The organism is Pleurocapsa sp. FMAR1 (genome assembly GCF_963665995.1).
Lineage (GTDB): Bacteria > Cyanobacteriota > Cyanobacteriia > Cyanobacteriales > Xenococcaceae > Waterburya.
Genome location: NZ_OY762512.1, coordinates 616630 through 627341, shown reverse-complemented (window position 1 = coordinate 627341; position 10712 = coordinate 616630). Strand labels below are relative to the sequence as shown.

The window sequence follows — 10712 nt, the reverse complement described above, 5'->3', positions numbered from 1 at the left end:
CGCTCAACCTAAAGTTATTAAGCATGAATTGAAAAGTAACAACCAACAATCCTAACAATTTAATTAAGAATATGGTTTAAGCAAATTAGACTAATTTATCGCTTATCTTGCCGTTGATAGCCGAGATGCTTACTACTCTTGGAGATGCCAAATAATTTTTACCAGTTGGATCGCCAGTACGCCCTGTAAAGTTACGATTAGTAGCATAAATACCCGTTTCTTGCTTGCCTAGAACTCCCTTTCCAGAATTAATACAGGCACCACAACCAGACTTGAGAATTTGTACCCCAGCCTGTCGAAAAATATCAAAGTAGCCTACTTCTTCTGCTTGTTGACGAACTAACTGCGAAGCAGGAACAACGTACATCTGCACGTTTGGGTTAATACGCTGGTTGGTTAATACCTTTGCCACTTGAGCTAAGTCTGCTAATTTACCCCCTGTGCATGAACCAACAAAAGCTAAAGTAATTGGTGTATCAGGTAATTCACTAATATTTAACACTTGATCGGGTTTTGGAGGACAGGCTATTTGTGGCTCAAGCTTACTGAGATCGAACTGATATACGTGGTCATGTTCTGCGTCATTATCACCGACTACAGTGTCAAACTCAGATTTACTTTTGTCTTTTAGATATTCCTCAGTTACAGCATCAGGGGCAATTAAGCCACACATTGCGCCACACTCAACCGCCATATTACTTAGAGTCATTCGTTCATCAATAGATAGCTGTTCAATAACGCTGCCTCGAAACTCCATTACCTTACCAATTGCACCCTGACAGCCAATTTTGCCCAAAATAAACAGCATGATGTCTTTAGCACTAAGATATTTAGGTAGTGTTCCAAAAAGCTCAAAAACAATCGTCCCAGGGACACGCAGCCACATATTTCCTGTAGCTAAAATATTTGCCATGTCGGTAGTGCCTACACCAGTGGAAAAACTACCAAATGCGCCATAGGTGCAGCTATGAGAATCTGTCCCCGCAATGATCATTCCTGGACGAATTAAACCTTGTTCTGGTAACAAAACATGACATATTCCTGATGCCTCCCCAGGAGATATTAGGTCAAATAGCTTGCAGCCATGCTGATGAGCAAAATCAATCATATCCTGGTAAAGCTTAGTAGCTTGAGGATCTACTCTAATATCATTAACTTGAATAAAATGATCGGCTACTAAAACTACTTTGCTAGAATCCCAAATCTGGGCATTTTTACCGAAATAGTGATGAAAGAGCCGAAATACGGGTGCGGCGATCGCATCATGGGACATTGCCAAATCTACCTTAGCAAACACTATCTCTCCAGGCTTTACATAGTCATTCCCCGAAGCTTTGGCTAACATCTTCTCTGCCATTGTCATCGGACAAGGTGCAGTATTGTTCTTGGGAACAGATATTTTATTTTGTAACCTTTGTTGATTAAAAGCTGTTAATCCCCCTGCTGCGGAAATAGCTGTAACCAGGGGATTATCTGGACTATCACCAATTATTTCTAAATTTAAGCCAATATTAATACTGTTGCGATAAAAAATCTCGGCAAAAGAATGAGCGCGAACAAGCTTGATTCCCGCAGCTTTGATAGCGACGGGTGCATACTCTCGACTCGAACCACAGCCAAAGTTTTTTCCTGCTTCTATTAGGTCATATTCTAATAAAGTATCAATACCGATTATGTGTTCTAGAACATAATGCTTGAGATGTTCTGGATCTGGGTTAGTCGTCCGATGTGCGGGAATAATGTCATCGGTGTTTATATCATCATCAAGCTGTAAAACTTTTTCCTTCATCGATTTTGATCTACGGGTTTTGGAGTTGGTGCTTGTTTGGATGTAACCTGCATCTTAGAAAAGCTAGCAATAGCGTAGTAAAGCTGTTCGGCTACTTTTTGATTAGCTGCTTCGTTTAGATTAATGGGATCGATAAAGCTGGGGGAAGGATATTGATCGCTTAACTTATATAAATCAACAGCTTTTAAATTTTGAGGAAAGGCTTCAGCTAGCTGCTGTGTTGCTTCGATTAAAGCTGGATATTCATTTCTCATCCGCTCGATATAGGTTCTGCCAAGCTCAGTAGTAATTGTTCCCTCAGTATCGGTTAGTTGAGCGGGGTTGCGTCCAGTAATTTCAGGCTGTATTGCCACTATTAAAGGAACAAGAGATGCTGTACTAAGACTAAGCATTTGTTTTTGATGTTCTACATAGCGATCTATCCTGGCTTGTAGTTCCTTTTGGTTTTGAGGTAAATATTGAACCAGCTTAGAGCTTTGTTCATCAAGAATAAAATCAGTTTTTTCGTCAGCTTGTTTACTATTTAGCCAACGTTCCTGAGCTATTTTAACCAAATAACTTTTATTTTTTATTGGCTCAATTAACTGGTTAATATATCCCTTAAACCCAGTTTGCCGATCCTCAAGATAATTTTTGAGTTGAGGTACTTGGGTAGCATCTTCATTGCTAGGAAGCATAAAGTCTTCATAGCCATCCATGACAATAATTAGATCAGGCTTATATTTTAAAATTTGTAAAGCCAGTTGAGCCAATTCGTTACCCGAAACATAACCAGGAACAGCAGCGTTAATAACACGATAATTTCCAGGCTTAATTTTAGCTGGTTTGGCTGGAGATTTTGGTTTTTCTGCTTGATCGCCAGATAACAAGCCGCTTTTATATAGCTGAGGCGAAGTTTTTTGCTGTTGCAGACGCTCTTCTAGACGTTGTTCTAGCTGTTCGCTAATCGTAGCTCCATTTTCACGACTGCCGTAGCCAAAGGCAGTTGAATTGCCCAAGATAAATATCCTAATCTCATCCTTGGGTTTAACTAATGGTACAGGATCGCGATCGCGAAATCCCTGGGGATTAATTTGCCAAAACTGGCTTTCTTGATTGCTTAATAGCTGATAACCAACTGATAAAGCAGGTTTAGCAAACAGTGCTTGCTGATCTTTGGTTCGATCTATTTGAGATTCATTCGGGACAAACTTAAGCTGATAAGCCTGAATTATTTCGGAGCCTGTCTTGCCTTGAGCAAACTTATCTCTATTGCCTGAAAGATCGACAAATATGCGAGTTAGCAATTCTAAGATTAGCAAAAATAGAGCCAAAGATGCGATCGCTGAAAAGAGCGAAAAACGACGACGTTTCTGCTGACGATAGGAAAAAACTCTTCTTCCTCTGGTTTTAGTCTTAAACATAAAATTACTTTCCTGTCTATATGTGTTGATAAGCGATAAAAATAGCTAGAAATAGATAGGCATCATCGGTTTCTAATTTTATTAGAAATTTTCCTTACCAGTCTGTTTTGTTAACTCTGTGGTACATTGACAAAATGATTGTCGATCTTAGAAAGAAAAACTTACTATCTTATTTTAAGTTCTGATAATTAATCCAGTTTAAGTAGTTACCGCAAGCGGTATCAAATCCTTCCATAAACAATAAAAATACTTAGTACAGTAAATCACCTTCAATTGTTCATGACCTATAAATTGTTATTTGTTTGCCTGGGTAATATTTGTCGTTCTCCATCAGCAGAAAACATTATGAACTACCTGATAACAGAAGCTGGTATGTCCGACAAAATTATCTGTGATTCGGCTGGAACTTCGGGGTATCATATCGGTGCATCTCCAGATCGGCGGATGAACGCTGCTGCTATTACAAAAGGGATTGAGCTACAGGGAAAATCCCGCAAACTAAAACCTTCAGACTTGCAGCAGTTTGACCTGATTTTAGCTATGGATCGAGAAAATTACCAGGATATTTTGTATTTAGATCGAGAAGGAAAATATGAATCCAAAGTGCGCCTGATGTGTGACTTTGCTACTGAGCGAAATGAGCGAGAAGTCCCCGATCCCTATTACGGTGGTCAAGATGGTTTTAATTATGTGATTGAACTACTATTTGATGCTTGTGCAGGTTTATTGGATTACGTTGTGAATTTGGAAAAACATCAGGCTAAGAGTTAGCTTGATGCCAAATATTTGCCGAGCATTATTCTTATAGTTAATAAAAGCAAAATGAATCGATTTAATTTAAAAGTATTAAAGAAATTTTGGTCACTTGCCAAGCTGTATTGGAGCGGAAATGAAAAAAAAGGAGCTTTAACTCTACTAGCTCTTTTATTTGTTTTACTTGTGGCATACACTAAACTCAGTGTTTTATTAAATCAGCAACAGGGTGATATTATCTCTTCTCTTTCGGCTAAAGAGGTCGATCGATTCTATAAAACAATCAAGGCTTTTTTTATCATTTTAGTTATCTATGTACCTCTGTTTTCTGGTTTTAGCTACGTTCAGGGAATATTAGGTAACTTCTGGCGCAGATGGCTGACAAATCATTTCCTTAACCGCTATTTTAGTCAACGCGCCTTTTATAAGTTGGGTAATTTTAACATTGATATTGATAACCCCGACCAACGAATTTCCGAAGACATAAAAGGCTTTACCGTCGATTCTCTTAGTTTTCTGCTGTCTTTGGTAAGTTCTCTGTTTCAGGTGATTGCCTTTAGTTTTGCTTTGTGGAAAATTTCCAATACGTTGGTTTATATATTAATTTTATACTCCTTCGTCGGTACGTTAATTGTAGTCGGCGTATACGGTAGAATACTAGTCAAAATTAACTTTAATCAAATTAAAAAAGAGGCTAATTTTCGCTTTGGATTAGTTAGGATTAGAGAAAACTCTGAATCCATTGCTTTTTATCAAGGAGAGCCTCAAGAAAATCAAAGTCTTAAACGCAAGTTTAATGAAGCTTTTACAAACTTCAATTTATTAGTTCTTTGGCAAGAAATATATTTAGGTTCATTCACCCTTGCCTACAATTTCTTTCCCTATATTTTGCCCGCAGTTATTATTGCTCCTAAAGTTTTCTCTGGGGAACTAGAGGTGGGAAAAGTCACCGAAGCAGCAGGTGCTTTTGCCGTAATATTTAGCTCGCTAAATTTTATTGTCGATCGATTTCAATCCTTGACCTCTTTTGCTGCCAGCGTTGATCGTTTGTATGTCTTTGAAAATTATTTAGAGCGTCCTCAACTAACTTTAGATAAGAGTGTAATAAATCGCCCTAACATCAGCACGGTTTATCAAAATAGACTGGCTTTGGAAAATATAACTCTACAGACTCCTAATTATAGGAGAACTCTAGTTAAGAATTTATCTGTCAATGTACCCAAAGGTGAAGGCTTACTGATCATCGGCGCTAGTGGCTGTGGTAAAAGTTCTATCTTAAGAGCGATCGCTGGCTTGTGGGATTCGGGGAATGGGGCAATATATCGACCTCACCTAGAGGAAATGCTCTTTTTACCCCAAAAACCATACATGATTTTGGGGAGTCTGCGTAGTCAACTAAGCTATCCTTACGACGATCTGAAAACTTTGGAGTCAGAATTAAACGCTGCTCTATATGCCGTTAATTTACCCGATCTGGCTGAACGTTCTGGTGGTTTTGATGTCGAAAAGGATTGGGATGAGGTTTTATCTCTAGGGGAACAGCAGAGACTAGCATTTGCCAGAATCATGATTCATCAACCTAGTTACGTAATTCTTGACGAAGCTACTAGTGCTTTGGATATCAAAAATGAGGACAGTCTTTATCAACATCTGCTCAAAGCCAATATTACCTTTGTTAGCGTTGGTCATCGCCCTAGTTTAGCCCAGTATCACAGTCGAATATTAGAAATGCGAGAAGATGAAACTTGGGAACTCAGAGAAGCTGATAATTATTAAGGCGATCGCATCTCTACAGATAATCTGGAGCTTAAAGTTCTCGATCGCCACGAATAAAATAAATCTACTTAAAAATAATTGTCAACAAGACCAAATCGCGCTATATCTATTTATAGAATATAAATAGTAATTTCTCTCAATAAATTTGGTCATGACTCACTCTGTAGATATTCAATCTTTAAATGCTAAGGAATCTAAAGGATTTCAGGAATTTACCTTTATTGGCGATATATCTTCTAAATCGACTTTAGAGCCAGTAAAACAGCTAGATCCTAATTCCGACTGCCATTTTTTGCATCAGATACCTACAGAAAACTCCTGGTTAATTACCAAGCTCTATACTTCAGGCAAAGTCACTCGCCAATTACGAAATTTACGGTTAAAACCAGGGCAAGTAGTGCAGTTAATCAGCAAAACTAATAATGGTTCAGTAATTCTCAGCTTTGAGGACAAGCTAATTGGTGTTGGCTCAGAAATTGCTCAAAAAATCATGGTTACTTTTGCCAGCTAAAGAGGGTTTATGAGAATAACTATTAATATCTTTGAATTATCTTTGGGTTCGGCAGCGATCGTTATTAGCTATAACAGAGTTTATGGTGGTTATATAGGCAAGTTGATTTCTAAAGGGCTAGTTCCTGGTACGGCTTTTGTAGTGTTAGATTTTTCTGTGGCTCAAGGAGGCGCGCAAATTATGTTGCAAGATAAAATTTTGACTCTATCTAAACCAGAAGCCAACGCTCTTTGTATCGAAACAATGACAGAAAGCGACTGAGATTTAGCTTATTTGCTGGTTTTTCGCGCAAATCTTAACTTAGCCGATCGCGATCGCGGATTGTCTCGTTGTTCGTCTGGTTGAGCCGTAATTGGCTTTTTGCTAATAACTTCTAATAGCTCGCTGCCTCGAAAGCGATGTTTAACAATGCGATCCTCTAGACTATGAAAGCTGATAATCCCAATAATCCCCCCAGGCTTGAGCCAACTAGGTGCATGGTCGATAAATTTTTCTAATGACTTTAGTTCTTGATTAACCTCAATCCGCAGAGCTTGAAAAGTACGGGTAGCAGGGTGAATTCTGCCATGACGATATTTTCCTGGTACAGTAGAGGCGATCGCCGTGGCTAAATCCGTAGTGGTTTGAAAAGGGCGTTGCTGCACAATTTTCTTAGCAATCCGACGGGAAAATCTTTCCTCTCCATATTCATAAATCAAATCAGCTAAAGAAACCTCTTTCCAGTGGTTAACAATCTCCGCTGCGGTAATGCCGTCTGAACGATCCATACGCATATCTAAAGGAGCAGCATTACGAAAGCTGAATCCTCGCTCCCGAACCTCTAGCTGGGGAGAGCTAACGCCCAAATCGGCAATAATTCCCTCAAATAACAAATTGTCTGGCTGATAGTCAGCAAAATTTCCCTGCCAAAAATCTAGCTGTTGAGGATAGTAACCTGCTAATCTGGCTTTAGTAGCCGCGATCGCCGTCTCGTCGCGATCTATTGCCAACAGCCTGATATTTTCTCCGCGATCTAAAATTAGTTCACTGTGTCCGCCACCACCAACGGTTGCATCTAAGTAATGACCTTGTGGATTAATATTTAACCCTGCTATTAATTCCCGACTCAGCACAGAACGATGACTAAAAGTGTTTATCTGTGCTTCCATTAATTAATCTCCAAAATAGCTTAATTAAAATTTTATAACTTAAGTCAAGTAAGATACCAACATAATTGAGATTTATGACTATAATGATTAGGTAGATATAAAGATTGTCTTTAAATTTCTACTTTCTTTAACCATTCACTAAGATAAAGCTAGATTTATCATATTTACATATGGAAGTTAGCCAACGCCCAGAAAAAGTCGAAGATCCTCCTGGTCATAGGTGGGCAGGTGTTTTAGGTACTGGAGTTGCGATAGTAACTTTGATTTTACCTATTGTCATGATTGCATCCTATTCGCCTTTTAGCAGTAACGCACAGCCCGTACCAGAAAAAATTCATCAGCAAAAAAGTGCTGTAAACCCAATGAAATAAAGAGAATTACCACCACGCTACAGGTTTTTTCTTAATAACAGCGTTGGGCAAAATCTAATATCGAGGCCTTTTTTGGATAAGTATATAGGGTTATCTCTTTTTGCAGGTAACCACTATTTTAGATTATAACAAATAATACAGATCAACGTCAACTGGTTGCTGTTCAGAATCAATTGACGTTGATTCTGGTTGTTTAATTTTTATAGATGACTGGTCAACTATAATTAAAGTATGAACCGTGCTAATAAACGCAATGAACTAATCCAAGTCGGCAAGGAAATTGTCGTCCAGCAAGGATTCAAGGGAACAAGCCTCAATGATGTATTAACTAAAGCTGGCGTTCCCAAGGGTTCATTTTATTATTATTTTTCTAGCAAAGAAGATTTTGGACTAGCGATTGTTGATGATTTTGCCCAGGAATATCGTGACAGGTTTAAAACTTTTTTAGAAGACGAAAAGTATTCTCCATTGACACGATTACGTAACTATTTTGAATTCAAAATTGCTGAGATGGAAGCTCATCACTGTAACAATGGTTGCTTAATTGGTAATCTCGCTCAAGAATTATCAACGCAAAATGAATTGTTTCGCGATCGCCTCAATCAAATATTTGCTGAATGGGAACAGTATTTTATTCGCTGTTTAAAAGCAGCTTATGAAGCTGGAGAAATCGAGGACATTTGCAACTTTGAGGTTTTGGCTAAGTTTATTTTGTCTAGTTGGGAAGGAGCTATTTTACAAGCTAAGGTCATGAAGTCTACAGTACCGATGCAAATTTTCATCAAAATTCTATTCCAGCAGGTTTTGAGTATATCTGACTTTAGTAAGATTTAGGATTGCTGCTGCAATTAGTAGGATTCTGATAGTTGCCAATAGACGACTGGTCTACTCGTGCTACGGGAAGCAATTCTTGCCTGTCGCAAAGGCGGTACGGTTTCGATTCCTGGAGTTTACGGCGGTTATGTAGACCACGTACCGTTAGGAGCAGTTGTCAACAAAGCCTTGACTTTGCGCTCTGGTCAAACTCACGTCCAAAGGTATTTGCAGCCGCTTTTAGAACGGATTCAAAATTAAGGTCGCGCTTAAACCATAAGCAATAAGGTGTGAGGAATCTCAACCCAACAAACAAATCAAATAGAAACAAACAAAAGAACCAATTATGTCACAAGAATTAAACAACAAAAAAATAGCGATCTTAGTCGCTGATGGTTTTGAACAAGTAGAATTGACCAAACCCAAACAAGCTTTTGAAGAAGCAGGAGCGCAAGCTCATATTATTTCTCCCAATAGCGACAAAGTTCAAGGCTGGAATCATTTTGATAAAGCCGACTTTTTCTCGGTAGACGTTCCCCTAGATAACGCCAATCCAGCCGATTATGATGCTTTATTGCTTCCTGGTGGAGTAGCTAACCCCGACCAGTTACGTACCCAAGATAAAGCAGTACAGTTTGTTAAATCTTTCTTCGATGCTGACAAACCCGTTGCCGCAATCTGTCACGGCCCTTGGATTCTAGTTGAAGTTGATGCAGTAAAAGGTCGTATCGTTACCTCTTGGCCTTCTCTGCAAACCGATTTGAAAAATGCAGGTGCTAGTTGGGTCGATCGCGAAGTAGTAGAAGATAACGGTTTGGTAACTAGCCGTAACCCCGACGATATTCCCGCTTTTAACGCTAAAGCGATCGAGCTATTTGCCAAACAAACAGTAGCTAACTAATATCGCTCTTAGTTTTTAAGCAAAGGATTGTATGCAGGGACGTATTTTATTACGCCCCTGCCAAAATTCAAGATATCTCAATTATTTTGTAATTCGGCTTTAGAAGACATCCCCATTTAATTTAAAGGTAAACAAAATGGTAAAAATTATTCGCTTTTTTACTAAATCGGAGAAATAACATGGAAACACGCAAACTAGGAAACCAAGGACTCGAAGTTTCAGCCCTCGGACTCGGCTGCATGGGTATGTCAGAGTTCTATGGCAAACAAGACGAAAAAGAAGCGATCGCCACGATTCACCGCGCTCTCGAACTCGGTGTAACCCTGATAGATACGGCGGATATGTACGGCAAGGGTGATAATGAAGAACTAGTAGGTAAGGCAATAGGTGATAGTCGCGATCGCGTTATATTAGCTACCAAGTTTGGTATCCTTCGTGGAGAAGACACAAATTCTCGGGGCGTTAATGGCAAACCAGAGTACGTACATCAGGCTTGCGAAGCATCTTTGCAACGCTTAGGCATTGATACCATCGATCTCTACTATCTGCACCGTGTCGATCCTGAAGTTCCAATTGAGGACACTGTAGGGGCGATGGCGGAACTAGTACAGCAGGGCAAAGTCCGTTACCTGGGACTGTCGGAAGCTGCACCTGAAACCATTCGTCGCGCTCAGGCAGTGCATCCAATTAGCGCATTGCAAAGTGAGTATTCCCTTTGGAGTCGCGATCCTGAAGATAAGATCTTGCCTACCGTGCGGGAGTTGGGTATTGGCTTCGTGCCATATAGTCCTTTGGGGAGAGGCTTTTTATCAGGACAGTTTAAAAGTCCCGATGACTTTCCCGAAGGCGATTACCGTCGTAATTCCCCACGCTTTCAGGGAGAAAACTTTCATAAGAATTTAGAACTGGTCGATCGCGTTAGAGAAATTGCCCAAGCCAAAGAAGTAACGCCGAGTCAACTAGCGATCGCCTGGCTGCTGGCTCAAGGGGACGACATAGTGCCGATTCCTGGTACTAAACATCGCAAGTATCTAGAAGAAAACGTTGCTGCTGCTTCAATTACCTTAACTTCCGACGAACTGAAGCAAATTGAAGCTGTTGCCCCCCAGGGAGTTGCAGCAGGCGATCGCTACTCGGATATGAGTCAAGTTAATCGTTAAATCAATGACGCGATTACTGCTTCTGATGTTTTCGTATCTATGAAATTTATTTGTTTCTAGTTGGAAAAGTAGATAACATGATTATGT

11 protein-coding genes and 1 pseudogene are annotated in these 10712 nt (G+C 39.6%); 9 read left to right on the top strand and 3 right to left on the bottom strand.

The window, feature by feature from the left end; translation table 11 throughout:
* Window positions 1–85: 85 nt before the first annotated feature.
* A complete protein-coding gene (locus tag SLP02_RS03205; protein WP_319419209.1) occupies window positions 86–1789 on the bottom strand; it encodes an aconitase/3-isopropylmalate dehydratase large subunit family protein in 1704 nt (567 codons plus the stop codon).
* Entirely contained in the window at window positions 1786–3192 is a 1407-nt protein-coding gene (locus SLP02_RS03200) for an SGNH/GDSL hydrolase family protein (protein ID WP_319419208.1), read from the bottom strand. Before SLP02_RS03200 ends, SLP02_RS03205 begins: the two co-directional genes overlap by 4 nt.
* A gap of 279 nt (window positions 3193–3471) precedes the next feature.
* Between SLP02_RS03200 and SLP02_RS03195 the strand changes: the two genes are divergently transcribed.
* From SLP02_RS03195 to SLP02_RS03180, 4 genes are all read left to right on the top strand, one after another.
* Complete coding sequence (locus tag SLP02_RS03195) at window positions 3472–3963, top strand: low molecular weight protein-tyrosine-phosphatase (RefSeq protein WP_319419207.1); 492 nt, start codon at window positions 3472–3474, stop codon at window positions 3961–3963.
* A gap of 51 nt (window positions 3964–4014) precedes the next feature.
* Window positions 4015–5721, top strand: coding sequence for an ABC transporter ATP-binding protein/permease (locus SLP02_RS03190; protein WP_319419206.1), 1707 nt, complete (start codon window positions 4015–4017; stop codon window positions 5719–5721).
* A 151-nt stretch (window positions 5722–5872) separates the two neighbouring features.
* The gene (locus SLP02_RS03185) at window positions 5873–6232 is read left to right on the top strand and encodes a ferrous iron transport protein A (protein ID WP_319419205.1); all 360 of its coding nucleotides are present in this window, start codon (window positions 5873–5875) and stop codon (window positions 6230–6232) included.
* A gap of 9 nt (window positions 6233–6241) precedes the next feature.
* Window positions 6242–6493: a FeoA family protein gene (locus tag SLP02_RS03180; RefSeq protein WP_319419204.1), complete on the top strand. Its 252-nt coding sequence runs from the start codon at window positions 6242–6244 to the stop codon at window positions 6491–6493.
* An 8-nt stretch (window positions 6494–6501) separates the two neighbouring features.
* Here SLP02_RS03180 and rsmH read toward each other — a convergent pair whose 3' ends face one another.
* Window positions 6502–7380 carry a 16S rRNA (cytosine(1402)-N(4))-methyltransferase RsmH gene (gene rsmH, locus SLP02_RS03175; protein WP_319419203.1) on the bottom strand — a complete coding sequence of 293 codons (879 nt, stop codon included), beginning with the start codon at window positions 7378–7380 and terminating at the stop codon, window positions 6502–6504.
* Between the two features lie 170 nt (window positions 7381–7550).
* On the opposite strand from rsmH, the gene SLP02_RS03170 reads away from it, so the two are divergent.
* The 5 genes and pseudogenes from SLP02_RS03170 (at window position 7551) to SLP02_RS03150 (ending at window position 10625) form a co-directional block, all read left to right on the top strand.
* Window positions 7551–7751, top strand: coding sequence for a hypothetical protein (locus SLP02_RS03170; protein WP_319419202.1), 201 nt, complete (start codon window positions 7551–7553; stop codon window positions 7749–7751).
* A gap of 231 nt (window positions 7752–7982) precedes the next feature.
* On the top strand, window positions 7983–8585 hold the full coding sequence (locus tag SLP02_RS03165; protein ID WP_319419201.1) for a TetR family transcriptional regulator C-terminal domain-containing protein: 603 nt from the start codon (window positions 7983–7985) through the stop codon (window positions 8583–8585).
* 57 nt (window positions 8586–8642) lie between these two features.
* A pseudogene (locus tag SLP02_RS03160) lies at window positions 8643–8822 on the top strand (glutathione-dependent formaldehyde dehydrogenase); the annotation flags it as partial.
* Window positions 8823–8910: 88 nt separating this feature from the next.
* A complete protein-coding gene (locus tag SLP02_RS03155; RefSeq protein WP_319419199.1) occupies window positions 8911–9465 on the top strand; it encodes a type 1 glutamine amidotransferase domain-containing protein in 555 nt (184 codons plus the stop codon).
* A 179-nt stretch (window positions 9466–9644) separates the two neighbouring features.
* Window positions 9645–10625: an aldo/keto reductase gene (locus SLP02_RS03150; protein ID WP_319419198.1), complete on the top strand. Its 981-nt coding sequence runs from the start codon at window positions 9645–9647 to the stop codon at window positions 10623–10625.
* Window positions 10626–10712: the final 87 nt, after the last annotated feature.

Coding starts and splice junctions, on each gene's coding strand:
- SLP02_RS03205 (WP_319419209.1), bottom strand. CDS start 1,789: ATGAAGGAAAAAGTTTTACAGCTTGATGATGATATAAACACCGATGAC.
- SLP02_RS03195 (WP_319419207.1), top strand. CDS start 3,472: ATGACCTATAAATTGTTATTTGTTTGCCTGGGTAATATTTGTCGTTCT.
- SLP02_RS03165 (WP_319419201.1), top strand. CDS start 7,983: ATGAACCGTGCTAATAAACGCAATGAACTAATCCAAGTCGGCAAGGAA.
- SLP02_RS03200 (WP_319419208.1), bottom strand. CDS start 3,192: ATGTTTAAGACTAAAACCAGAGGAAGAAGAGTTTTTTCCTATCGTCAG.
- SLP02_RS03170 (WP_319419202.1), top strand. CDS start 7,551: ATGGAAGTTAGCCAACGCCCAGAAAAAGTCGAAGATCCTCCTGGTCAT.
- SLP02_RS03190 (WP_319419206.1), top strand. CDS start 4,015: ATGAATCGATTTAATTTAAAAGTATTAAAGAAATTTTGGTCACTTGCC.
- SLP02_RS03185 (WP_319419205.1), top strand. CDS start 5,873: ATGACTCACTCTGTAGATATTCAATCTTTAAATGCTAAGGAATCTAAA.
- SLP02_RS03155 (WP_319419199.1), top strand. CDS start 8,911: ATGTCACAAGAATTAAACAACAAAAAAATAGCGATCTTAGTCGCTGAT.
- SLP02_RS03150 (WP_319419198.1), top strand. CDS start 9,645: ATGGAAACACGCAAACTAGGAAACCAAGGACTCGAAGTTTCAGCCCTC.
- SLP02_RS03180 (WP_319419204.1), top strand. CDS start 6,242: ATGAGAATAACTATTAATATCTTTGAATTATCTTTGGGTTCGGCAGCG.
- rsmH (WP_319419203.1), bottom strand. CDS start 7,380: ATGGAAGCACAGATAAACACTTTTAGTCATCGTTCTGTGCTGAGTCGG.